Genomic DNA, 23,942 nt, shown 5'->3' with positions numbered 1-23,942 from the left:
CCTTATATTCTTATAATATAGTTGAGCATAATCCTTTTTTTCATAGATTACAACTTTTATTTATATTCAGACTTCTTTTTTCTTTTATGCTGGAAAACTATATATCCTAACTCAATATTGCTAGCAATAACAATTTCATATGTACTATTTTTCAAATCCCCATATCTTTCACTCTATGTTCACATAGAGGTCACATTCACCTTTTATAGTATATGTATCGAAGCTGTTCCTCCCTAATTTATAAGACATTCCCCAGTGTCTTTGAATAGCTTCCATCCCTAATTAAATTGACATAAATTGTCCCCTTTCCTTGACCATCTTATATGTGATGGTCTTATTTTTTTGTCTTTCTATCTTTTATTTAAAACTTCCTCTCTCTTTCACTCTATGTTCACACAGAGGTCACATCCACCTTTTATAGTATATATATCGAAGCTGTTCCTCCCTAATTTATAAGACATTCCCCAGTGTCTTTGAATAGCTTCCATCCCTAATTAAATTGACATAAATTGTCCCCTTCCCTTGACCATCTTATGTGATGGTCTTATTTTTTTGTCTTTCTATCTTTTATTTAAAACTTCCTCTCTCTTTCACTCTATGTTCACACAGAGGTCACATCTACCTTTTATAGTATATGTATCGAAGTTGTTCCTCCCTAATTTATAAGACATTCCCCAGTGTCTTTGAACAGCTTCCATCCCTAATTAAATTGACATAAATTGTCCCCTTCCTTGACCATCTTATAAATGATGGTCTTATTTTTTTGTCTTTCTATCTTTTATTTAAAACTCCCTCTCTCTTTCACCCTATGTTCACATGAGAGTCACACCTATCTTTTATAGTATATGTATCGAAGTTGTTCCTCCCTAATTTATAAGACATTCCCCAGTGTCTTATAGCAACTTCCATCCCTAATTAAATTGACATAAATTGTCCCCTTCCCTTGACCATCCTATGTGATGGTCTATTTTATTTTCCAAACACAAAATCAATCTATCTGTACTTAAATAAAAACCTAAAAATTCAGAAAATATTGTCAAATTAGGTATTTTTTCGGTATAATTACTTTAGGAAGGAATTTCGCAAAAACAAAAGGGGGATTTTATTGAGACAAACAAAAGCAATCTTAATCGCATTATTTCTAGGTCTAGTTGTTGGACTCACTCTAAATTTAGCCGCTCCATCTATCTTTGATCCACTAAATCAATATGTGTTCAACCCAATTGGTCAATTGTTTATTCGACTTATTAAAATGCTAGTTGTTCCTGTTGTGTTCATTTCTATCGTACTTGGTGCTGCCGGCCTTGGAGATCCGAAACAACTTGGAAGAATCGGTTTAAAATCAATTTCATTCTTTCTCGTAACAACTGCGGTTGCCATCTCTATAGCGGTTACATTTGCACTTATTATAAAACCAGGAGCTGGCGGTAATTTTAAAACAGAAGGTCTTAAGTATGAAGGTGCAAAAACTGAAACATCTTTCGTCGACACATTGCTAAATATCGTACCAGATAACCCAGCAAAAGCGATGGCTGACGGAAACATGTTACAAATCATTGCCTTTGCCGTATTGATTGGACTCGGTATAGCTATTTTAGGAAAACGAGTTCAAGGTATCCATTCATTACTTGAACAGGGCAACGAATTAATGATGTATCTCGTTAATCTCGTTATGAAATTAGCCCCAATTGGAACATTCGGTTTGCTCGCTTCATCCGTTGGTAAAATGGGGCTTGCAGGCGTCGCTGCGATGTTCAAGTATATGATTGTCGTTATGTTAGTACTCATTATTCACGGGGTCTTTGTATATGGTGGCTTATTAAAGGTATTAGCAAAAGAAAGTATTGTTCGTTTCTTTAAACATTTCGGACCAGTAATGGCAATTGGATTTAGTACATCTAGCTCTAATGCATCGCTTCCATTTGCAATGAAAACAGCACAAGATAAGCTTGGCGTTCCAAAAGCGATAAGCTCATTTGTACAACCACTAGGGGCAACTATTAATATGGATGGTACTGCCATTATGCAAGGAGTAGCAACTGTATTTATCGCTCAAGTATACGGAGTTGAACTTACATTACCGCAATTAGCTATGGTCGTATTAACCGCTGTACTAGCTAGTATCGGTACTGCTGGTGTACCAGGTGTTGGACTTGTAATGCTTACAATGGTTTTAAATCAAGTAAATCTACCAGTAGAAGGTATCGCTTTAATTATCGGTATTGACCGTATTCTAGATATGTCTAGAACAGCTGTAAACATTTCTGGGGATGCAATTTGCGCAATGATTGTCGCAAAATCAGAAGAAAAATATAATACTGATCAATCGGCAGCATCGTAAATCAAAAAAGGAGTGAATATATTCACTCCTTTTTTGATTTACTCCCTTTTTTAGAACGATATTCTTTCCCTTTATTATCATTACCAGTTTCAAATTCAGTGCTAAATTCCTGATTAAACTGGCCGGACTTTGGTGATCCTTGATTACCGCTCCCTTTACTACCGTTACGATTCGTCATATTTCTCCCTCCCTTCCTTGTATTAGTAGTATGGCGCTCTATCTTTTTTCATACACATTTTATTTTTTAACATCTATTACACATGAAAGAAGACCTTCCATATATAAGGAAGATCTTCTCTTTCATCACGTAAGCGTTTTCTTGTTTATAATCACTTAAATAAGTTTTTTGGAAATCGAAATCATTACATTCATTTCATCTTCTGAAAGTGTAGAGAATCTTTCTTGTAAATATTGTTTTTTCGCATCTTCCATTTTCGCAACTAAATCTTTCCCTTGTTCTGTAATCTCTAAATACACAACTCGGCGATCTGATGTAGAACGTGAACGAGTTACAAAACCTTTATTAATTAATTTTTCTGTAACAGCTGTAATATGACTATTCGACACATTTAATTCATTTGCTACACGCGATACCATTTCTTTATTCGTACGATTTAATATTCTCAGGACGATGAATTCATTCCACGGTATGTAACCACCGAATATTTTTCCGATATCATTACGCAATGTGCGAAACATAGCAAACACATTTGTCGATAGTTCTTCCATTAATTGCTCTCGATTTTGAGACAACTTTGACAGCTCCTTTTATTTCATTTAGTTAAATAAAAACCTTATTAATAATTTTACATGAAATCTTACTTTTTGTCACCTTATTTTCCCATAATTCGTAGTTTTTTAATATGTATTTCATGATAAAATGAAGTTAACTTCCAGAAAAAGGGGGTATTTTAATGCATGAGGAGGAGAAATTCTCAAATCTCAGCCTAAAAGATAAAACGATTATCATTAGTATTATTGCTCTTTTTCTCATTATAATTTTTGCATTTATATTTTTTGTATATGTAGGAATCTTTCAAATTACAGGTATCGAGTATAGTTCACGTACTGCGTTACTTCTCTTTTTTTTATTAATCACTTTCTTAGACAGTATTACATTTTTCATCTTCAGTTTCTTCAAAGCGCTGCTATATCCACTGACACAAAACATGCCAAATTGGATTTCTATTACTCTTTTCTCATTCATTGAAATTACACTAGATTGGTTCGTCATTCATACTGCTGATGATTGGATAGAAAGCGTACAAATGTCCAACATAGCTGAATTATGTGTCGTACTATTCTTTTTCCTCTTAAATAAATTATTAAGTGACGAGAAAGAGTAAGAATACAAGCTTTTCTATATAAAAATTGGTACAATGAAAGCAAATCTTACTAAAGAGGTGTTAATTATGAACTTACAACAATGGGCTGATAAAGGTATGTCCTTTGATACATATGTGAATGAAATGCAAGTAAACCAATACGAGCTACTACACATTTACAATAACTTTTTAATTCCAAATGAATTACTTCCTGTATTAGAAGAACGTCAAAATGACGGCTGGCGTGTTATCGTATTAACTGCTGATTGGTGTGGCGATGCTCTTTTATGCGTACCTGTTATGAAACGAATTTCTGAAGTTGCAAATATTGAAATGAGTTTATTAATTCGCGACGAAAACTTAGAATTAATGGATCAATATTTAACAAATGGAACAGCACGTGCGATTCCAATCTTTATTTTCATTGATAAAGATGGAAATGAACAAGCCGTCTTTGGACCACGCGCTCCAAAAGTACAAGAATTAGTAACTTCAATGCGCGCTACATTACCTGAAAAAGAAGATCCAACATTCGAAGAAAAACAAAAAGAAATGTATGCTAATTTCCGTGCTACATTAGCTGATGATACTTCTCTTTGGGAGCATGTAATGGAAAATATGGTGGAAAAAATAGTAAAATAAAAAACCTGCCGAGCTCGGCAGGTTTTTTTATTACATAATGAAGAAATAGAATACCGCAGCTAAAATGAAACGATAATAAGCGAACGGTGTTAGTTTTACACGAGATAATAATTTCAAGAATGAAACAATTGCAAGCATCGCAACAACGAATGCAGTTACAAATCCTGTTACAAATAGCGTTATATCTGCTGAGCTTAATACATCCCAGCTTTTAATTAAATCTAATCCACTTGCAGCTACCATCATCGGTACCGCTAAAATGAACGTATATTCAGCTGCCGCTGTATGCGACACGCGAGCTAATAAACCACCACTGATTGTAGAACCAGAACGAGAAAATCCTGGCCAAAGAGCTAAACATTGAAACATTCCAATTGTAAATGCCTGTTTATATGTGATTTCATCTAACGTTCTTGCTGTACTTGGTTTTGAAAACTTCTCAGCAACAATCATTAAAATACCACCGGCTACTAAGCTAATAACAACTGGTCCTGGACCAAATAAAACCTCTTTAATAGTGCTATGGAATAATACGCCAAGTATCCCGGCAGGAATCATCCCGATAATAATATGTAATAAATTTAACGATGGTCCGTCTGTTACTTTACCTATTCCAACTAACGACCATAGACGCTTCCAAAATATAACAACAACTGCTAAAATCGATCCCAATTGGATAACAACTTCAAAAACTTTCGCTCTCTCATCGTCAAATCCAATTAAATGTCCTGTTAAAATCATATGTCCTGTTGATGATACTGGTAGAAACTCTGTTAACCCTTCAACAGCACCCATGATTAAACCAATTAACCAATCAGCCACAAGTAGTGCCTCCTTAATAACAAATAATATGTAATTTTTTCACACCTTATCATAATACCTTATCCCTTTTCAAAGTGCATCCTTTTTTTATTGGTTTCATATGTTGTAGGCGCGTATTTCTTTTCTAATCTTTGATTAAATTGTATGATAGTAAGAGTTTGTTTTTTTATATGGAAAGGGGATTTTATGAAAGAAACTACTTCATTTTCACAAAAGTTAAAGCAATTTGTATTACTATTTTTTCCGATTTTCGTAACGCAAATGTCATTATTTGCGATGAGTTTTTTTGATACAACAATGTCAGGACATGCAAGTCCAACTGATTTAGCAGGTGTTGCAATTGGAACAAGTATATGGCTTCCAGTTAGTACGGGATTAACAGGAATTTTAATGGCTACTACTCCCATTGTTGCACAACTCGTCGGATCCAAGAAAAAAAAGGACGTTCCCCACGTTGTCATACAAGCAGTTTATTTAGCAATTTGTGCTAGCTTCGTTGTTATCCTCATCGGTTTCTTCGTCGTTTCACCTATTTTAAACGGCATGCGCTTAGAAGAACCTGTGGAACGAATTGCAGCTCAATTTTTAAGTATTATCGCAATAGGAATTATACCTTTATTCACTTACACTGTTTTACGTGGATTTATTGATGCATTAGGAAAAACTCGAACAACGATGATTATTACATTACTATCATTACCAATTAACGTAATATTAAATTACCTATTAATTTTTGGTAACTTCGGTTTCCCAAAGCTTGGTGGTGTCGGAGCAGCAATTGCTTCCACTGCAACATATTGGTGCATTTTAATTATTACAGTCATTATTATTCAGACGAAAGAGCCTTTTGCCTCTTTCAACATTTTCAAACAATTATATCGCCCTTCTCTTTCTAGTTGGACAGCATTCTTAAAGCTTGGCGTTCCTATCGGATTTGCTATCTTTTTTGAAACGAGTATTTTCGCTGCGGTAACGCTCATGATGAGTAATTTTAGTACGACAACTATTGCAGCTCACCAAGCAGCTATGAACTTTGCTTCCTTGTTATATATGACTCCGCTCAGTTTAGCAATGGCAATGACTATTGCAGTCGGATTCGAAGTTGGAGCAAAACGTTACGATAATGCAAAACAATACGGACTGATTGGAATTGGATTAGCCCTTGCCTTTGCTTTATTATATTCAATTCTTCTCTACTTCTTTGATAATCAAATTGCTTCTATTTATACGACAGATGCAAAAGTTCATCATTTAGCAAAAGAATTTCTTATTTTTGCGATTTTATTTCAAATTTCAGATGCAATTGCAACCCCTGTACAAGGAGCTCTGCGTGGTTATAAAGATGTAAATGTTGCTCTAATTATGACTTTAATTGCTTATTGGATAATAGGTCTACCACTAGGTTACATATTAGCAACATATACAGAATGGGCCGCAAAAGGTTATTGGATCGGTCTTATTATCGGTCTAGCATTTGGCGCTGCCTTCCTCCTTATCCGTCTCTTTCAAGTACAACGAAAATATACAACACAAAACAGCCGCTAATAATAAAGCGGCTGTTTTCTTTATGCATATTTTTTCTTGTAACGTATAATATAATGAAAAAGAAAGGTGGGTACATATGGACGACAAAGAAAAAAAGCAATCATTCGATGAAGAATTTGCCCCTGAAATTTCACCTGGATATCGGCAAGATGTACATAAGCCACCTAAATATAAAAACACTTCGTTTTTAATGGGCATTACCATTTTCGCTGCTGTATTACTCATACTTATCATTTTCGTTTATTTTTGATGAAAGGTGGCCTATTATATGAAGAAACAAAATTCCAATCGTTCCAAAAGAACTGTTAAAACACAAAAAGGATATGCAGGCGATTCTGTTCATACACTTAAACAAGTGGAGCAAGGAAATTTATATATTGCTCAAAAAGAACTTGGTCAACAAAATGAAAATCTTTAAAGGTCCTTGATTCCTTAAGGGCCTTTTTATTCCGCATTAAGTAGTACACCCCAAAATGATCTATTGAGCAATGAATTTCCTTTATTGTACGCGCTGCTTTTGTTCTAGCACCATAAATATATTATTAACCTTTACAATTTTCACTTCATAATTCAATTTCATTTCGCTTCTCTTACCATTTTCAGTACCCGCAACGTACGCTACAGCTTGATAGAGAAAACTCTCATCTTTCTCTTCACGTATCTCCTCGTTTGTAAATTTATACTCTAACTCTTGAAAACGATTTGGATAATAATTTCCCATTAATTGTTCATACCCTCTATTCAAAAATATTTCTTCACCTTTTCGTTTCACATCTTCTTTATTATTAAACTCAAACACTGATAGTTGTTCAGTCACAAAATGCTCTCCTACCTTTTTCATTTCATTATGAGTTAAATTTTCTATACTTTTATTCTTTAACTCCTTATTTAATCCGTACTGATCAATCGGTTTAAAGGTAGCAAAAACCTCCTCTTTATATGACCAAAACAATACAAAAGCGATACATAGAGAAATGATTAACAGTCTTTTTTTCGTAATACTCCCGCCCTTCTTCATAATGATAGCTATATTTTAACATATAGAAAGAAAATTCTGATATTATAAAGTAGAATAACTTAACTCAGAAACGAGGAACAATTATGGACTCTTACAAACATTATATAAAAGAAGCTTTGCCTAATCTTTCTATACATTCATATAAACAAAATGAAGAAGGTTGGGATAATGTAGCAATTATAGTAAATGATGAGCTACTGTTTCGTTTCCCGCGAAAACAGGAATTTGCAATGCGAATTCCGTTAGAAAAAGAACTATGCACAATTCTCACTCAATCACTACAAGAAATCGAAGTTCCACAATATCACCTAATTTATAAAAATGAATCTGATGAGGTTCCTCTTTGTAGTTACTATACTCTCATTCATGGTGAACCATTAAAAACAGAAATAGTTGCCACGCTGGAGGATACAGAGCTGCAAGCAATTATTACACAATTAGCTACTTTCCTTGCTGCTCTACATAGTATTCCTCTAAAAAGTGTTACAGCGTTAGGATTCCCTATTGAAAAAACACTTACCTACTGGAAAGAGCTACAAACTAAATTAAATCAGTATGTTACTAACAATCTTACTTCGTTCCAGAAATCAGCCTTAAATCGTTTATTCGAGAATTTCTTTGCCTGTCTAGCTACATCTAAATTTCAAAATACAATCATTCACGCTGATTTTACACATCATCACATTTTATTTAACAAGCAGAACAAACGCATTTCAGGTGTTATCGATTTTGGTGATGCGCAAATTGGCGATCCTGCTTTTGATTTTGCAGGACTATATTATGATTTCGGACATGAGTTTACTACATCTGTATATGAACAGTACAGTACACTTATTTCTCATCATGATCCATTACTCATTCACCGCATTACTACCTTTTATCAATATAGTCCTTTACTACATAATATTATTTATAACTTTGAATCAGAGAATGAACTCGAATTCATTACAAGTACAGAACAACTAAAAACGATATTACAGGGATGAGATTACATTCTCTCCCTATATACTCTCTCCTCATACATCATTAACTTTTTATCCATTTCAACAATAACTTTATACAATTGAAATGCCTGTAAAATTTGCAGTTGAATTTCAAAAGGAGCATTTTGTTCTTTTAACCATTGAAATACTTTCGTTTCATCTTTCATTGATTATTCCTCCCTTTATCCCGCTATTTGCGGGTAGCCCGATTGACCCCCACTGATTAAAGTTTCACTTTATTAAAATCTGCTACAAATATACCGTAAATGATGAAAAGCTTTTCATGTCAATAACAAAAAAGGATGCAAAGTTGCATCCTTTAATGAACTATATTTTTCTTCTGTTTCGCTTCTTTCTTTACTTCTTCCCCTTGGCATTCACTACGAAACGCACAACTTATACACTCAGAACGAAAATGACGCTCTGTATAATGCTCAGGTTGCTGTAACATTTCTTTCATTCTAGATAACTCAGCCATTCCAGTTATAATATCTTCCTGTTTCGGAATGTACTCATACTTAGTTCCTTCTATTAAATTAATAACTTCAATTTTTCCTGGAAGAACGCCGAAAGCTTTATAACTGAATACTGTCATTAGCTTCTGACAAAGAGCAAGCATTTCCTCATCCGCATCGACAACATACTTTTTAATTACAAACGACTCAGCATTCCACTCACCAACTTCAAATGTCAATGACATGTGGACACCTAACTCTTCCATATATGTTTGAAACTTCTCGTATAAAAACAATGGTGGTGTCTGACTATCATCCCTTTCAACAAACTGTAATAAGTGATCCGTTAGCTTCGCTAATACAATATAGTACTCCGTCTTCGAAGCAAACATATTAATCCTTACTTTTTTCCAATACTTTTCTATTAATATTAAAAGTACAATTTTCGTTTGTTGACCCGCAGGTAGCGTGTAATACTCGTTAATAATTTGATTCACAATCATTTGCACTATTTGTTGCCATTCAAATGAAGAAGGTTCTCTTCTTTTTATATGACGAAAATAAAATTTATGCGGACACCGCATAAAATCATACAAATGATAATCTGTCATCGTTTTGATTGAGATTTTCTCATGCACTTGTTCTTCAGCTCCCTTCTGCCATTAAGAAAGGTGTTTTACAAATTCAGCTCCAAACTGTAAACATTTTTCTACATCTTCATCTTCTGGCGTTAATTCTACTTTTAGTCCTTCTAACACAACTGCTGCCCCGCGCTCTTGTAGCTTTTCTATTAAAATGTCAACCGCCACTCCGTATTTCGGATAAGCCGAATCACATGATCCGAATACTGCCGCTTTTTTCCCAGTTAAATCAATAGAATCCATTGCATCATAAAAATCTAAGAAATCATCAGGAAGATCACCATCTCCCCATGTGTATGCACCTAAAATAATTCCATCATACTGTTCCAATATAGAAGCTTCTGGTGAATCCATAATATCAATAACTTCAATTTCATTTTCTGTTTCACGAATTACGCCGGCAATATGGTCAGCCATTTCCTCTGTATTTCCACTCATACTTGCAAAAATCATTACTAACTTACTCAACTGAACCTCTCCCTTTACTTTGTATCTCTTTTTCTGTTTGAATGCTCTTCTTCTCATCTACATATTCAGACCGAATTACATTTCGTTGCCATTCCATATGCTGATCAACATCTTTATTTTTATCTTTTAATCCCCTCCGTAGAAGGTGAAATTTTTTTCTCATTAACATGTCGCATCCATTCTATTGATAATAATTATCAATTTCAACTATATTTAGATTAATTGACATTGATTATCAATGTCAACAACTATTTTTAAAAAAATGATTAAAATGTACAAGCTTGTCCGTTAGCTATTCATATACTATAAATGAGCATAGTTCTTTCTCAGCCCTCTCTGACGGAAAGAAATAAAAGCAACTGCGATAGAGCGCAGTTGCCTTTTTTTGTTTTTCTATGATTTTAGTAATCTTATAGTCGTCTCTAAAAATAGCTCCACTCCACAAATTAATGCTGATTCATCCACGTCAAATTTCGGATGGTGATGTGGATAACAAGTATATATATTTTCATTACCTGTTCCTAATTTAATGAAACAACCGGGTGCTTTTCTTAAATATGCTGAAAAATCTTCCCCACCCATAGAAGGTTCAAGCTTCACAACACGCTCATTCCCAAACAAATGTAGTGCACTTTCTTCTACTATTTTCGTAATATATTCATCATTAATAACCGGATCATATCCATATCGATACGTATATGTATACGATCCTCCATGTGCTTCTGTAATTCCTTTCACAATTTTTTCGATTTTCCCTTCTGCTTCCACCCTCAATGCTTGATTAAATGAACGAACAGTTCCCATTAAAGTTGCTGTACTAGGAATAATATTGTCAGCCACTCCCCCATGAAACTGCGTAACTGAAACGACTCTTTGCATGAAAGCACTTGTATTTCTAGATACGATATGTTGTAGATTTGTAATAATCTGCGCTCCGATAGCGATAGGATCAATCGTTTCTTCTGGCCGCGCCGCATGCCCTCCTTTGCCTTGGATCTCAACTGTAAATACGTCTGGTGCTGCCATCATCGGTCCATATACAATTCCTACATTCCCACTTTCCAAGCCAGACATAACATGTAAACCTATTACATAATCAACACCGTCCATAACACCCGCCTCGACCATTTCTTGTCCACCACCAGGGTATACTTCTTCTGCATGCTGAAAGAATAGACGAATTTCTCCTACAAACTCTTCCTTCATATTATTAAGCACCTCTGCAGTACTTAATAATATAGCTGCGTGAGCATCGTGCCCACATGCATGCATCATTCCTTTATTCACAGATGTATAAGATTTACTTGTCTCCTCTTGAATTGGCAAAGCATCTATATCAGCTCGAATCGCAATTACTTTCCCTTGCTTCACACCCCTTTTGATTGCTAGTACACTATACTTCGTCGGTCTCGTTACTTCAAAAGAAGAAAATGAGCATAATGTATCATATATAAATTGCGAAGTTTCTTTTTCATGAAATGATAATTCCGGATACTTATGAAAATGCCTTCTCCATTTCACGATATTTTCTTCCGAAATTAGACTCTTCCACACTCTATTCATGATAATTTCCTCCTTTTCAAAAGAACTAGAAATTTAAAATTTTACTCCGTCTTAAATGATTAATAAAAACAAATACTGCATTTTTACGTATTCTTATAGTCCACTTTTATGTATTCACACAATCCACTTTCTATTTACATGTCAAACCCATTACAAATTCATGCTGAATGTAATATAATTGCTAAGTTAGGGATTTTCTTTTTTAGTATTTAGTGCTAATATCAGAAAAGAGCCTTTTGACTTATTTTTACCTAAAATGTGGGATTTTGTTTTTTTCACAATAATGTAGGACATGATACCTACAAAGAGCTATTATTTCATTAAGAGAGGGAAAGACATGGAAAGATTAAAAGAGATATGGTCTCGACCACTCACACAATGGGTTGCAAAGACGGTTTATTATCTTGCAATTTTATTTGCATTACTTTGGTTGTATGGATTCCATGATACAAACACAAGTACATTTATTTACAATGAATTCTAGGGTGGGAACGTTATGAAGTTATTAGAACAAATTGAAAAGTGGGCTGCAGAAACGCCTGATCAAACCGCTTTTGTTTGGCGAGATGCGAAAATTACGTACAAACAATTAAAGGAAGATTCTGATGCGTTAGCACATTGGATTTCTTCTGAGTATCCAGACGATCGTTCACCAATTATGGTGTATGGCCATATGCAACCTGAAATGATTATTAACTTTTTAGGATGTGTAAAAGCTGGACATGCTTACATTCCTGTAGATTTATCTATCCCAGCTGATCGTGTACAACGTATTGCTGAAAATTCTGGTGCGAAATTACTTTTATCGGCAACAGCAGTAACTGTAACTGATTTACCAGTTCGCATCGTAAGTGAAGACAACTTAAAAGATATTTTCTTTACTCATAAAGGGAACACTCCAAATCCTGAACATGCGGTAAAAGGTGATGAGAACTTCTACATTATTTACACATCAGGAAGCACAGGTAATCCGAAAGGGGTTCAGATTACTTATAACTGCCTTGTTAGCTTTACAAAATGGGCTGTAGAAGATTTCAACTTACAAACAGGGCAAGTATTCTTAAACCAAGCACCTTTCTCATTCGATTTATCTGTAATGGATATTTACCCATCATTAGTAACAGGTGGTACACTTTGGGCAATCGATAAAGATATGATTGCGCGTCCAAAAGACTTGTTTGCTTCTTTAGAGCAATCGGATATTCAAGTATGGACTTCCACACCTTCTTTCGCTGAAATGTGTTTAATGGAAGCATCTTTCTCTGAGAATATGCTACCGAACATGAAAACATTCTTATTCTGCGGTGAAGTGTTACCAAATGAAGTAGCTAGAAAATTAATTGAGCGTTTCCCGAAAGCAACAATTATGAATACGTATGGTCCAACAGAAGCTACTGTCGCTGTAACAGGTATTCACGTGACAGAAGAAGTGCTTGATCAATACAAATCACTTCCAGTTGGCTATTGTAAATCAGACTGTCGCCTTCTTATTATGAAAGAAGATGGCACGATTGCACCTGATGGTGAAAAAGGTGAAATCGTAATTGTCGGTCCAAGCGTAAGCGTTGGATATTTAGGAAGCCCTGAATTAACAGAAAAAGCATTTACTATGATTGACGGTGAGCGTGCCTATAAAACAGGCGATGCTGGCTATGTTGAAAATGGTCTTCTATTCTATAATGGTCGTCTTGATTTCCAAATTAAGCTGCATGGTTATCGAATGGAATTAGAAGAAATTGAGCATCACCTTCGTGCGTGTTCTTACGTAGAAGGAGCAGTTATCGTTCCAATTAAAAAAGGTGAGAAATACGATTATTTATTAGCGGTTGTTGTTCCTGGGGAGCATTCGTTTGAAAAAGAATTCAAATTAACATCTGCAATCAAAAAAGAACTCAATGAGCGATTACCAAACTACATGATTCCACGTAAATTCATGTATCAATCTTCTATTCCAATGACACCAAATGGAAAGGTAGATCGCAAAAAATTATTGAGTGAGGTTACAGCATGACCGCATATGGATCATTTTATTTTTTCGCTATAGTGGGCATTTTATTAATACCTACTATCATAGCTGGATTAAAAGGTAAAATGTTGCGTAAATATAATGCCGTTTTAACATTAGTCATGATTGCTATTATCTTCTCGGATAAACCGAAGCAAGCGATTATGTTAGCTGCATTTATTATTTGGCAATATGTCCTTATTAAAGGCTATTTAATTTTAAGAAAACAAAATAATAGTACATTCACATTTTGCATAGCTGTTATTTTATCGATTTTGCCTCTTATTTTGGCAAAAATCGCACCATTTGCATCGTTATTACCTGAGTTAAAACTTGTTGTTTTTCTAGGTATATCTTACGTAACATTCAGAGCAGTTCAAATGGTATTTGAAGTTCGCGATGGTTTAATTAAAGAGCTTTCTTTCTTTAACTTCTGGGAATTCGTTTTATTCTTCCCTGCGATTTCAACAGGACCTATCGATCGTTACCGAAGATTCCAAAAAGATATTCAAAAGCCACCTAGCGCTGAAGAATATCAAAATTTACTATATACAGGACTAAATCGTATTTTCCAAGGTTTCTTGTATAAATTTATTATTGCTTACTTAATAAAGCAATATTGTATGGATCCAGCATTCGCTCAACACGATACAATCTTTTCAAATATGATTTACATGTATAGCTATAGCTTATATCTATTCTTTGATTTTGCTGGTTATAGCTCTTTTGTAATTGGTGTAAGTTATATGATGGGAATTAAAACGCCAGAAAACTTTAATAAGCCATTCCTTAGTCGTAATATTAAAGACTTCTGGAACCGCTGGCACATGAGTTTATCATTCTGGTTCCGTGATTTTATTTACATGCGTTTCGTCTTTTTTGCAACGAAGAAAAAGTTAATTAAGAACCGTTACACAATTTCGTATATCGGTGCATTTTTAAACTTTTTCATTATGGGAATTTGGCATATCCAAGGAAGCGCTGTTGCGCAGTATATTATTTATGGTCTATATCATGCCGCACTGTTTATTTTATTCGATATTTTCGAACGAAAAAACAAGAAGCATAAGTTTTGGCCAAACACTAAATTTACACGCATCCTTGCGATTGTAATTACGTTCCACGTTGTATGTTTCGGTTTCCTAATTTTCTCTGGACACCTTAACAGATACTTTTAATGCACCCTTCTTATTCCATTAAGAAGTTGCACATATAATATATTTCGGATATAAAGGAGATTTTAAAAATGGCAGAATTCAAAGAGCAAGTATTAGATATTTTAGAAGAAGTATGTGAAAACGATATTGTGAAAGAAAACTTAGATGTTCAATTATTTGAAGAAGGTATCCTTGATTCTTTCGCTGTAGTATCTTTATTAGTTGAATTCCAAGAGCGTTTAGATATTGAAGTTTCTATTTCTGATTTTGACCGTGACGAGTGGGCTACACCAAACATGGTTATTAAAAAGTTGGAAGAAATCCGATGAACAAAGCAAAATTTGGTCCGATGCTTTTAGCATTGGCCCTTTTTGCTGTATTCTTACTTATTCCAACGCGCTTCCTACTTCCACTTTTAAGTGATGAAAAAGTAGAACAAGCTGCTACTTCTTTAAAAGAAGAAAAAATTCAAAGTATGATTTTACAGCAAAAGATGTTAGCAGATCCAAAATATCTTCCGATGTACGGTTCATCGGAATTCGCACGTATGGATGCTTTCCATCCATCTAATTATTTTAAAGTAAAGCCTGAAGGATTTACGCCATTCCTTCTTGGACGCGGCGGAACACAAGACCTTGTACATGTGTTAAACTTCGCATCTACAATGGATCAATTGAAAGATAAGAAAATGGTATTCGTTCTTTCTCCGCAATGGTTTGTACCACAAGGTATTGATGAAACGCACTTTGCACCTAACTTTTCAAAGCAACAAGGTTACCATTTCATTTTCAACAATGATTTAAAACCTGAAATGAAAAAACAAATTGCAAAGCGTTTATTAAACTTTGAGATTGTAAAAAAAGAAACTTTATTAAAAATTTCGCTTGAAGGCATTGCTTATGATGATACGAAGTATAAAGTAAAAGCACTTGCTGCTAAACCTTTCGCTTATATTTATCGTAACATTTTAGATCGTAAAGATTTATTTACAGCTATGTTTAATATTAAACCGCACAAAGAAAAGCTTGATCCTTCATTAAAACAAATGAACTGGGAAGAGGCTCGTAAACATGCGGATCAAACAGGTGCAGTAGAATCTGGATCTAATGAATACGGTATTGAAGATGATTATTTCAATAGCAAAATTAAGAAAAAATTAAAGCAACGTGAAGGTTACTTAAAAAATGATGCTTATGACCAATCGCCAGAATATGAAGATTTACAAATTGTACTTGATTTATTAAAACAATCTGGTGCAAAACCACTCTTCATTTCTGTTCCTGTCAAAGGTCCTTGGTACGACTACGCTGGATTCCCGAAAGAACGCCGCGAAGCATACTATAAGAAAGTTCATGAGCAAATCGAAAAAGCTGGTTATCCAATTGCCGACTTCTCAAATCATGAATACGATAAATACTTCTTAAAAGATCATATGCACTTAGGTTGGAAAGGCTGGGTTTACATCGACGAAGCCATCCAACAATTTTATAAAGCAAACTAATGAAAAGACCGCTTGAATTACTCAAGTGGTCTTTTTGTATATATTTTGTAATTGCTCGATTGCATTCTCCGCTTCTTTCATAACTCGCTCCACTACATGCTGAGCTGATTCGATTCGTGCCAACGATGCTGCCTGTCCTGCCCAAAGTGACATATATTCTTCCTTATTTTGCTTCGCTGCCTCTTGGCGTATTTTAGAAGTTAATACGTTTTGCACTGGATACATCGGAAGCCCTTCTTCTTTTCCTTCATGTCTCTCTATAAATTCATTCCGGATACCCCGTGCATATTTCCCGGAAAACGCACGAGTTACCGTTGTGCTCGTATCTGTACTATGTAAAACCGCTTCTTTATACACATCGTGCGTAATACTCTCTTCACTTGTTAAAAAGGCCGATCCCATTTGAACACCTTCTGCTCCTAGTGCCAATGCCGCAACAAGCCCTTGTCCGTTCATTACACCACCTGCTGCGACAATTGGGATATGCGGAACAGCCCCTACTAACTGAGGTATTAACGCAAAAGTACCAATCATAGCATCTTGTTCTTTCCCGACAAATGTTCCTCTATGCCCCCCTGCCTCGCTGCCTTGACCGACAATTATATCTACCCCTAATTCTGCAAGTACTTTTGCTTCTGTCACATGGGTAGCTGTTCCGATAACCTTTATTCCACTTCTTTTTAAGTCATCTATTTCTTCTTTTTCTAACGTTTGAAATGCAAAGCTAACGACCGGTACTTTTTCTTCTAATAACACTTGTAATTGTTCCTTATAGCTTTTTGGAAGCTTTAACGTTCCTTCTACTTCTATACCTAATTCTCTATTCACTCCGCTTAGTAATATTTTCGCCTCATTTACCTTCTCTTCTTCTATTTGTATCTCTTTCGTTACAAGTAAATTAACACCGAAAGGCTTATCTGTTAGTTCTCTTATTCTATAAATCGCTTCACCAATTTGTTCTGGGCTCATATAGCCCGCCCCAAGCGTCCCTAATCCTCCGCTATTACTTACTGCTGCAACGAGTTCTGGCGTCGTAATCGCGCCTGCCATACCGGCTTGAACAACAGGATACTCAATTTTTAATATGTCTGTTACTCGACTTGTAAACATCATTTTCCCTCCTATTTCCCTTATATCTTCTTTATTTGATAAGCTTTCCCCTGCTTTTGCAAGGGTTGAACTTCATATGAAGCGAATATATTGAAAGAGAAGGAGGCTGAGCTTAATGATTTATCCAAATGTATTAAAACAAGGTGATACAGTAATGATTATTGCACCATCTGGTCCACCTACAATCGAAAATGTATTAAAAGGTGTGAATGTATTACAAGAGATGGGGTTATCCGTAATAATCGGGAAGAGTGTTTACGAGAAATATGGATTTTTAGCCGGAAGTGATCAAGTTCGGCTTGACGATATACATGAAGCATTTACAAATAATGAAGTGAAGGCAATTTTTTGTGCACGAGGTGGTTATGGAAGTGCTCGTCTTCTTCCTCACATTCAATATGAAGTTATTAGGCAGAATCCAAAAATCTTTTGGGGATATAGCGATATTACAGCTTTACATACTGCTGTTTCACGTTATGCAAAGCTTATAACATTTCATGGTCCGATGATTGAAGAACTAGGAAAAGGTATTGATTCCCTATCTTTATCCTCTTTTAATCAGCTATTCCATCCGTATTCAACCATTTTATCTGCATCAGAATGTATCGTACCTAGCTCCCACAGTACAGTTACAAGTACGTTAGTTGGAGGAAATTTAGCTGTGTTAGCAAGTATAATTGGCTCGCCCTACGAGATAAATACGGACAATACACTTTTATTACTTGAAGACATTGGTGAAGAACCGTACCGCATTGACCGTATGTTAAATCAGCTACTTTTATCTGGAAAGTTTAATGAATGCAGGGGCGTTATTTTCACAAGTTGTCACGACTGCACTCCTTCAAAGCCATCTCAATCATTGCAAACAATATTATATGAATATTTCGCGCCATATCATATACCTGTCCTATTCGATTTACCAATTGGACATATAAGTCCAAACATCGGTATTCCACTTGGAGCTACAGCGACAATAAACACGAATAATAAAACAGTCTCTATTTCTTCTGGTATAGCCACTTCATATTCAAATTAAAAAGTAAAAGGAAAAGCGATTACGCTTTTCCTTTTACTTTTACTTATAATAATTAAAAATTCGTCCAGATGCGATATCTGCAATTTCTTCTGGAATAAATGTTTTACCTATATCAGTGCCAACATTTAATACAGCTGTAGCATCTTTCTCAATGCTACCAAATAACTCTTTCCCACGTATCGTAATAAGGGGCGTTCCTTCTGGCAACACATCTTTTACAAATTCCATTTGTGTAAAGAACGGAACGATCCATCTACCTTCTCCTTGGAAATGACGCAAACGAAGTATTCCTTCTGTTGCCCCGTCCTCTGCTTCTAGTGAACCAGCAACATAAAACTCAGTAGATAAGAGCAATTCATAAAATTCCTTTTGCTTCTGTTTATCATCCCCTGCTACAACAAGTACCTCTTCTAATTTCTTTACTGAAATTTGCTCCATATGATGCCACCCCTATTTTCAAAATGATTGTACTTAGATTATACGAAATATTCTTATTTTTTTCTACATAATTCGCAATTATTTTCTTAAAATAATTTTAACACTTCTTTTGTCGTCACAATCGTAGCAAACTCTTCATGTAAATTTACAAGTGTCATATTGTGAATATCTTCTGCACTATACTCTTTACCATCTAAACCTATACGGTTAAAAGTAGCCGTTGCATCACTCACTAAATATGTTGTAAATCCTAAATTCCCTGCCATTCGTGTCGTAGTTTCCACGCAATGATTTGTCGTTAATCCTACAACCACTACTGCATTACATTTGTTCTTTCTTAATTGCTCTTCTAAATTTGTCCCAATGAACGCGCTGTTAACGAATTTCTGAATAACCACTTCACCAAGTAGTGGTTGCACTTCTTCTTTAAAGTTTACCATTTCCGCTCTCTCATAAAACATTGACTGAGCATTTTCTTTATTTACATGTTGAATATGAAAAACTGGTCGTTCCCTTTTTCTCCATTCTTCTAACAAAATTCTCATGTTTTCTTCAGCAAAAATATTATTTCTCTCGCCCCAATCTGGTAATTGAAATGCCTTTTGTACATCGATTATGATAAGTGCTATTTGATTTGTCATCATTTCCCCCTTAATTTGGCTGTAATTGAAATAGAAAACCAAGTTGTTGTGACGCAGTAATAAAGCAAACATAGGCGCAAAGCTCTACAATTTCTTTTTCTGTCCAATATTGTTTTAATACGTGAAACATAGTATCATCTATTGCTTTTCGGTTATGAACAAATGTATGCGCAAAAGTAACGGCTACACCAATCTCCTCTGCCTTTTGCACATCATCAGGTCTTCCCTTTGCCATACAGTACGGACATTCATTCCCATACGCTAATGTTCTTCTCACTTGCTCCTTCAACTCTGCTGAAAGAGTTCCTTTATTGTACAGTGTATCTTCTAACTTACTCCACGAGTGTAATATATCCGAATTATGCCCTAATAACTTTTGAAACTTTGTATCTCCTACATTTGATAATGAAATTCTCTCCATCATTTTCCCTCCTATTTCCTTCTGTTTTATTGTAAAATAAATAACGTTCACTTTACATTTCATATGAATCTTAATTTATATTTTTCCTTTACAAAAATCATTATTTTACTGGAGGTATATTTACAAATGCAACTAGACCGTGTTGATCGAAAAATTTTAAATGAATTATATAATGATAGTCGCCTTTCTATGCGTGAATTGGCGAAACGAGTAAACTTATCTGCTCCGTCTACTGCAGAACGTGTTCGTAAACTTGAAAGTGAAGGCGTTATTCAAAAATATACAATCGATATCGACTATAAAAAAGCAGGACTAGTTTTAGATTGTATTTTAGAAATCACTTTAAAAAATGGTGATACAACACGTATGCAACAGTTTATTCAGTCTTATCCATCTGCAAGTTTTTGTTACCGAGTGACAGGAAGCTTATGCTACATTGTAAAAATTTCTGTTCCTTCACTCGTTGAACTTGAAGAATTTATCAATGATGTTTCTTCATATGCAACGACAGTTTCTCATATCGTATTATCAGAAGTATCTCTTACTCCTGATATAGAACATATCTTCCCAGAAGATTAATTTATTTTTATTCATAAATTATAAAAAAACCCCTTACAATAAGAATAAAAATAATATATTATGTATTAAAATACATAAAATTCGAGAAAGGGGCTTTACATTGAAAATCTGGTTTTATGAAAAAACGGCACAATTAGATGACTTGCTTGGTATTTGGGACAATGTTCCGACCATCCCGCGAATTGGTGAAAAAGTGGAGATTTTAAAGACAGTCCGCACTGTTACAGATATTAAATATGTAAAGAATGGTAATAATTTTCGTGTAGAAATTATTACAAATTAAAAAGTAGCTCCTAAGAGCTACTTTTTAATTATCTATTATGTGCTTTCTTTATAACGATTTTATCTTCTTCTACAGCTACTGTTACATAATCATTTTCTTCTAACCGAAGCTTATTTACAGCCTCATCTGGTAACTCTATGGCCATCAATCTATCGGTTACAATCACTTGACTATACACTTCATTTTCTTGTGATGAATTCACTACTTTTTGCTCATTTATAAAACGTACTGGTGGCACGCCAACTTCTTTTACTGTACGCCATTGTTTCCAAACATACGGAATTAACCATAGTAATCCAACAACTGTAAGACCGATACCAATCCATAAATTACTTTGCGCTTGTAATTCAGTAATTGAGATTGTACCACTTTCTTCTCCACCGAAAAATTGCATACTTGTTGCAATCAAATTATTTAGAGCGTGCACAGCTATATTCGTCCATATATTTTTTGTCTTTATGTATAAAAGACACATAACGACACCAAACATGAACGCACCAATAACATCAAAATGTCCTAGGCCAAAAATAATTGAAGATATAATTACAGCTTTTTTAATTCCCCATTTATGAGCCATCCGCTGTAAGAAAAATCCCCTAAAAATAACCTCTTCCATAATAGGTGCTAACACACATGCTGAAATGAAAGTAAATATCGTCATATATACGTTACTCGTATTAATAACATTTCCGTCTTCTAGCATAGTAACTAAGAAATTCGGTAACGTATGTGCTAATATGTAAAATTGAATCTGAGATATGCCAACTGAAAAAATCATCCCCATTATCGTTGCTAATACAATTAATCCCCAAGATAAACGCCCTGGCTTATCAAAAAAACTGTTAAATACAATATTATTTTTATTTGTTTTTACGTATAGCCAAAGTAACGGAAATACAAAAAATACAGTTATTTGTGAAATAACCTCCATCGTATTCTCAGAAACATTTGCTAGACCTAATGGTATCATTATAAGGAACACCCCTATAATCATCCATCCAAAAAAGCTACGTAGCCTTATACGTGAAAATGCATAGTGCATATAGAACACCCCCAAAGATAGTAAAAATAAAATAAAACTTTAATCAGTACTTTATAGGCAATCCTTTCCCTATAAATAGCAGGATAACTAAATTATAATATGAATATAGTTGAAATCCTTCCTATTTTTCTCAAATCATTTCAAACAGCATAGCTCTTAAAATACCATATCGCTGTTCTTCAAGTTGCAATCCAAGTGAAATTTATGTAATAAAAATCCCCGTTTTTACAAGCGGGGATTTCTTTTATTATAATACGTCACGTTTTTGGAATAATGCACTTGATGCTACAAGTAACACAACAAAGTATGCAGCTACAAGTAATAATGAAGTTGTAAACGTAAATTCTGTAAATGTTGGTTCCATTCCACCATTGATTAATTTATTACTATCGTAAGCTCTTAAATCCAAATGGTTGAATACTACAAACTTCGCTACACCTTTTGCAAACATTATTAATACCATGTTAATTGCACCTTGTAAGAAGAATAGGAACATCGTAATAATTAATGGTAATACAGACTTTCTAAAGACATTTGCTAGGAAAAATGCAAGTGTTGCAAAAAAGAATGGTGAAAGTAGTTGATATAAAGTGGACTTCATTACGATTCCTAACGTTAATTCTGTTTTACTACCATCCATTACAATACCGCCAATAATCATTGCAATTAGCATACCAGCTAATACGATAAATAACATTGCTAATAACACTGTAATATATTTAGAAAATAAAACTGCAAGTCTTTTTCTTGGACGGATTAACAATTGTTTAATTGTACCTTTTTGGAACTCATCAGTAAGAGTACGGGCAGCAAGTGTAATCCCAAAAATCGTTGTAAATAAAACAATTAAGCCAATCTCTGAGTTTGCATAATCTAAATATGATCCCTTAAACTCATCACCTTTTCCCCACTTCAACATTGCTAAAGTACCTAAAATTTCGAGTGCCGCAATGACACCAATTAAAATATACATACCTTTTTTCGCATGCAACTTTAAAAATTCATTTTGAATTAATTTAAACATTACGCTTTCACTCCCCCAGTAATCGCTAAGAACTCATCCTCTAACGTTTTATTTTGAACAGTAACTCCGTATACAAGCACATCAGCATGAACAAGTTTTTTTACAAGTTGCGGAATGTTGTCTTTTGTTACAGATGCTACAATTACATTCCCTTTTGCTTTACCTTTAATGATTTCATTTGCTTTCTGAACTTCATCTACTTCAAACGCTACAACGACTGCCTCATCATGTTTCACTTTTTCATGTAAGTTGTACTCTTGTACAAACTCACCTTGTTTAATAATAACAACGCGATCACACATTAATTCAATTTCACTCAATAAGTGACTTGATACGATTACAGCAATATTCTCTTCTTTCGCTAAACGTTGTAAATAATCACGAATTTGGCGAATACCAGCTGGATCTAATCCATTTGTCGGCTCATCTAAAATTAAGATTTTCGGCTGATGAAGTAATGCTTGTGCAATTCCTAAACGTTGTTTCATACCAAGTGAATATGTTTTCACCTTTTTATGAATCGCATGCTCTAATTCAACAAGCTTTACAATCTCAGCAATGCGCTCTTTACTAATTGGAGTAATGGCCATGTTCGCAAAATGCTTTAAGTTTTGCATTCCTGTCATATAATCATATAGTTCAGGATTTTCTACAATCGCTCCAATTTGCTCTAGTGCCTTTTCACGCTCCGAGCGAATACTATGTCCACAAATTGTAATATCGCCCTCTGTCATTGAAATAAGACCTGTCATCATACGGATCGTCGTCGTCTTACCGCTACCGTTCGGCCCAAGGAATCCGTATACTTCTCCTTCACGAACCTCAAATGATAAACCACGAATAATTTCCGTTCCACCAATCCTTTTTCGAACATTCTCTAACTTTACTACTACGTTTCCCAA

31 protein-coding genes are annotated in these 23,942 nt (G+C 34.7%); 15 read left to right on the top strand and 16 right to left on the bottom strand.

Going from position 1 to position 23,942, the window contains the following annotated elements:
• Positions 1–1,105 precede the first annotated feature (1,105 nt).
• Positions 1,106–2,341 carry a dicarboxylate/amino acid:cation symporter gene (locus tag ACS2FK_RS07980; protein ID WP_063546918.1) on the top strand — a complete coding sequence of 412 codons (1,236 nt, stop codon included), beginning with the start codon at positions 1,106–1,108 and terminating at the stop codon, positions 2,339–2,341.
• A 22-nt stretch (positions 2,342–2,363) separates the two neighbouring features.
• On the opposite strand, the gene ACS2FK_RS07975 is transcribed toward ACS2FK_RS07980, so the two are convergent.
• Both ACS2FK_RS07975 and ACS2FK_RS07970 read right to left on the bottom strand, forming a co-directional pair.
• Complete coding sequence (locus tag ACS2FK_RS07975) at positions 2,364–2,519, bottom strand: hypothetical protein (protein WP_000184928.1); 156 nt, start codon at positions 2,517–2,519, stop codon at positions 2,364–2,366.
• Between the two features lie 155 nt (positions 2,520–2,674).
• Positions 2,675–3,094 carry a MarR family winged helix-turn-helix transcriptional regulator gene (locus ACS2FK_RS07970; protein ID WP_000081434.1) on the bottom strand — a complete coding sequence of 140 codons (420 nt, stop codon included), beginning with the start codon at positions 3,092–3,094 and terminating at the stop codon, positions 2,675–2,677.
• 161 nt (positions 3,095–3,255) lie between these two features.
• Here ACS2FK_RS07970 and ACS2FK_RS07965 point away from each other — a divergent pair, with 161 nt between their 5' ends.
• Positions 3,256–3,687: a YrvL family regulatory protein gene (locus ACS2FK_RS07965; RefSeq protein WP_000544072.1), complete on the top strand. Its 432-nt coding sequence runs from the start codon at positions 3,256–3,258 to the stop codon at positions 3,685–3,687.
• Positions 3,688–3,720: 33 nt separating this feature from the next.
• Positions 3,721–4,308, top strand: a complete 588-nt coding sequence (locus ACS2FK_RS07960) for a thioredoxin family protein (RefSeq protein WP_002040836.1) — start codon at positions 3,721–3,723, stop codon at positions 4,306–4,308.
• A 30-nt stretch (positions 4,309–4,338) separates the two neighbouring features.
• On the opposite strand, the gene uppP is transcribed toward ACS2FK_RS07960, so the two are convergent.
• On the bottom strand, positions 4,339–5,130 hold the full coding sequence (uppP, locus tag ACS2FK_RS07955) for a bacitracin resistance undecaprenyl-diphosphatase (RefSeq protein WP_000796253.1): 792 nt from the start codon (positions 5,128–5,130) through the stop codon (positions 4,339–4,341).
• A 186-nt stretch (positions 5,131–5,316) separates the two neighbouring features.
• On the opposite strand from uppP, the gene ACS2FK_RS07950 reads away from it, so the two are divergent.
• From ACS2FK_RS07950 to ACS2FK_RS07940, 3 genes are all read left to right on the top strand, one after another.
• Entirely contained in the window at positions 5,317–6,675 is a 1,359-nt protein-coding gene (locus ACS2FK_RS07950) for an MATE family efflux transporter (RefSeq protein ID WP_000665559.1), read from the top strand.
• Between the two features lie 76 nt (positions 6,676–6,751).
• Positions 6,752–6,925: a hypothetical protein gene (locus ACS2FK_RS07945; protein WP_000341062.1), complete on the top strand. Its 174-nt coding sequence runs from the start codon at positions 6,752–6,754 to the stop codon at positions 6,923–6,925.
• 18 nt (positions 6,926–6,943) lie between these two features.
• Positions 6,944–7,093 (top strand): hypothetical protein, encoded by a 150-nt coding sequence (locus ACS2FK_RS07940; protein WP_000744623.1) that lies wholly within the window; start codon positions 6,944–6,946, stop codon positions 7,091–7,093.
• An 81-nt stretch (positions 7,094–7,174) separates the two neighbouring features.
• Here ACS2FK_RS07940 and ACS2FK_RS07935 read toward each other — a convergent pair whose 3' ends face one another.
• Positions 7,175–7,693, bottom strand: coding sequence for a hypothetical protein (locus ACS2FK_RS07935; protein WP_000715258.1), 519 nt, complete (start codon positions 7,691–7,693; stop codon positions 7,175–7,177).
• Positions 7,694–7,776: 83 nt separating this feature from the next.
• On the opposite strand from ACS2FK_RS07935, the gene ACS2FK_RS07930 reads away from it, so the two are divergent.
• Complete coding sequence (locus tag ACS2FK_RS07930; protein WP_063546917.1) at positions 7,777–8,679, top strand: aminoglycoside phosphotransferase family protein; 903 nt, start codon at positions 7,777–7,779, stop codon at positions 8,677–8,679.
• 2 nt (positions 8,680–8,681) lie between these two features.
• Here ACS2FK_RS07930 and ACS2FK_RS07925 read toward each other — a convergent pair whose 3' ends face one another.
• The 5 genes from ACS2FK_RS07925 to ACS2FK_RS07905 all read right to left on the bottom strand — a co-directional run bounded on the left by ACS2FK_RS07925 (position 8,682) and on the right by ACS2FK_RS07905 (position 11,803).
• A complete protein-coding gene (locus ACS2FK_RS07925) occupies positions 8,682–8,843 on the bottom strand; it encodes a hypothetical protein (RefSeq protein ID WP_000651086.1) in 162 nt (53 codons plus the stop codon).
• Between the two features lie 152 nt (positions 8,844–8,995).
• Entirely contained in the window at positions 8,996–9,769 is a 774-nt protein-coding gene (locus tag ACS2FK_RS07920) for a hypothetical protein (RefSeq protein WP_000544586.1), read from the bottom strand.
• 24 nt (positions 9,770–9,793) lie between these two features.
• Positions 9,794–10,240 carry a flavodoxin gene (locus ACS2FK_RS07915; protein WP_000041153.1) on the bottom strand — a complete coding sequence of 149 codons (447 nt, stop codon included), beginning with the start codon at positions 10,238–10,240 and terminating at the stop codon, positions 9,794–9,796.
• Entirely contained in the window at positions 10,233–10,403 is a 171-nt protein-coding gene (locus ACS2FK_RS07910; RefSeq protein WP_176545730.1) for a hypothetical protein, read from the bottom strand. The genes ACS2FK_RS07915 and ACS2FK_RS07910 overlap by 8 nt, the downstream gene beginning before the upstream one ends.
• 230 nt (positions 10,404–10,633) lie before the next feature.
• A complete protein-coding gene (locus ACS2FK_RS07905) occupies positions 10,634–11,803 on the bottom strand; it encodes an amidohydrolase (RefSeq protein WP_001082811.1) in 1,170 nt (389 codons plus the stop codon).
• A 337-nt stretch (positions 11,804–12,140) separates the two neighbouring features.
• On the opposite strand from ACS2FK_RS07905, the gene ACS2FK_RS07900 reads away from it, so the two are divergent.
• The 5 genes from ACS2FK_RS07900 to dltD all read left to right on the top strand — a co-directional run bounded on the left by ACS2FK_RS07900 (position 12,141) and on the right by dltD (position 16,466).
• Positions 12,141–12,287 carry a teichoic acid D-Ala incorporation-associated protein DltX gene (locus tag ACS2FK_RS07900; protein WP_000440293.1) on the top strand — a complete coding sequence of 49 codons (147 nt, stop codon included), beginning with the start codon at positions 12,141–12,143 and terminating at the stop codon, positions 12,285–12,287.
• A gap of 12 nt (positions 12,288–12,299) precedes the next feature.
• Complete coding sequence (dltA, locus tag ACS2FK_RS07895) at positions 12,300–13,814, top strand: D-alanine--poly(phosphoribitol) ligase subunit DltA (RefSeq protein ID WP_000770502.1); 1,515 nt, start codon at positions 12,300–12,302, stop codon at positions 13,812–13,814.
• Positions 13,811–14,986 (top strand): D-alanyl-lipoteichoic acid biosynthesis protein DltB, encoded by a 1,176-nt coding sequence (gene dltB, locus ACS2FK_RS07890; RefSeq protein WP_063546916.1) that lies wholly within the window; start codon positions 13,811–13,813, stop codon positions 14,984–14,986. Before dltA ends, dltB begins: the two co-directional genes overlap by 4 nt.
• A gap of 68 nt (positions 14,987–15,054) precedes the next feature.
• The gene (gene dltC, locus ACS2FK_RS07885; RefSeq protein ID WP_000807310.1) at positions 15,055–15,294 is read left to right on the top strand and encodes a D-alanine--poly(phosphoribitol) ligase subunit DltC; all 240 of its coding nucleotides are present in this window, start codon (positions 15,055–15,057) and stop codon (positions 15,292–15,294) included.
• Positions 15,291–16,466: a D-alanyl-lipoteichoic acid biosynthesis protein DltD gene (dltD, locus tag ACS2FK_RS07880; RefSeq protein ID WP_001030272.1), complete on the top strand. Its 1,176-nt coding sequence runs from the start codon at positions 15,291–15,293 to the stop codon at positions 16,464–16,466. The genes dltC and dltD overlap by 4 nt, the downstream gene beginning before the upstream one ends.
• Positions 16,467–16,487: 21 nt before the next feature.
• On the opposite strand, the gene ACS2FK_RS07875 is transcribed toward dltD, so the two are convergent.
• The gene (locus ACS2FK_RS07875) at positions 16,488–17,576 is read right to left on the bottom strand and encodes an NAD(P)H-dependent flavin oxidoreductase (protein WP_000495274.1); all 1,089 of its coding nucleotides are present in this window, start codon (positions 17,574–17,576) and stop codon (positions 16,488–16,490) included.
• 115 nt (positions 17,577–17,691) lie between these two features.
• Here ACS2FK_RS07875 and ACS2FK_RS07870 point away from each other — a divergent pair, with 115 nt between their 5' ends.
• Positions 17,692–18,612 (top strand): S66 peptidase family protein, encoded by a 921-nt coding sequence (locus ACS2FK_RS07870; protein ID WP_063546915.1) that lies wholly within the window; start codon positions 17,692–17,694, stop codon positions 18,610–18,612.
• Between the two features lie 39 nt (positions 18,613–18,651).
• Here the strand turns inward: ACS2FK_RS07870 and ACS2FK_RS07865 are convergent, their stop codons facing one another.
• The 3 genes from ACS2FK_RS07865 to ACS2FK_RS07855 all read right to left on the bottom strand — a co-directional run bounded on the left by ACS2FK_RS07865 (position 18,652) and on the right by ACS2FK_RS07855 (position 20,115).
• Entirely contained in the window at positions 18,652–19,050 is a 399-nt protein-coding gene (locus ACS2FK_RS07865; RefSeq protein ID WP_063546914.1) for an SseB family protein, read from the bottom strand.
• An 86-nt stretch (positions 19,051–19,136) separates the two neighbouring features.
• The gene (locus tag ACS2FK_RS07860) at positions 19,137–19,691 is read right to left on the bottom strand and encodes a cysteine hydrolase family protein (RefSeq protein WP_063546913.1); all 555 of its coding nucleotides are present in this window, start codon (positions 19,689–19,691) and stop codon (positions 19,137–19,139) included.
• A 10-nt stretch (positions 19,692–19,701) separates the two neighbouring features.
• Entirely contained in the window at positions 19,702–20,115 is a 414-nt protein-coding gene (locus ACS2FK_RS07855) for a carboxymuconolactone decarboxylase family protein (protein WP_012593181.1), read from the bottom strand.
• Positions 20,116–20,238: 123 nt separating this feature from the next.
• On the opposite strand from ACS2FK_RS07855, the gene ACS2FK_RS07850 reads away from it, so the two are divergent.
• Positions 20,239–20,691 (top strand): Lrp/AsnC family transcriptional regulator, encoded by a 453-nt coding sequence (locus tag ACS2FK_RS07850; RefSeq protein ID WP_001175498.1) that lies wholly within the window; start codon positions 20,239–20,241, stop codon positions 20,689–20,691.
• A gap of 100 nt (positions 20,692–20,791) precedes the next feature.
• Entirely contained in the window at positions 20,792–20,974 is a 183-nt protein-coding gene (locus ACS2FK_RS07845) for a DUF3913 family protein (RefSeq protein ID WP_000707107.1), read from the top strand.
• Between the two features lie 28 nt (positions 20,975–21,002).
• Here ACS2FK_RS07845 and ACS2FK_RS07840 read toward each other — a convergent pair whose 3' ends face one another.
• From ACS2FK_RS07840 to ACS2FK_RS07830, 3 genes are all read right to left on the bottom strand, one after another.
• Positions 21,003–22,016, bottom strand: coding sequence for a CPBP family intramembrane glutamic endopeptidase (locus ACS2FK_RS07840; RefSeq protein WP_000558808.1), 1,014 nt, complete (start codon positions 22,014–22,016; stop codon positions 21,003–21,005).
• A 247-nt stretch (positions 22,017–22,263) separates the two neighbouring features.
• Entirely contained in the window at positions 22,264–23,040 is a 777-nt protein-coding gene (locus ACS2FK_RS07835) for an ABC transporter permease (RefSeq protein WP_000475427.1), read from the bottom strand.
• Positions 23,040–23,942 carry an ABC transporter ATP-binding protein gene (locus ACS2FK_RS07830; protein WP_000528820.1) on the bottom strand — a complete coding sequence of 301 codons (903 nt, stop codon included), beginning with the start codon at positions 23,940–23,942 and terminating at the stop codon, positions 23,040–23,042. The genes ACS2FK_RS07835 and ACS2FK_RS07830 overlap by 1 nt, the downstream gene beginning before the upstream one ends.

The sequence above is a fragment of the Bacillus cereus group sp. BceL220 genome (assembly GCF_051776965.1).
Taxonomy (GTDB): Bacteria; Bacillota; Bacilli; order Bacillales; family Bacillaceae_G; genus Bacillus_A; species Bacillus_A cereus.
Note: the sequence above shows the minus strand (reverse complement) of the source record. Positions and strands in the feature narration are given on the sequence as shown.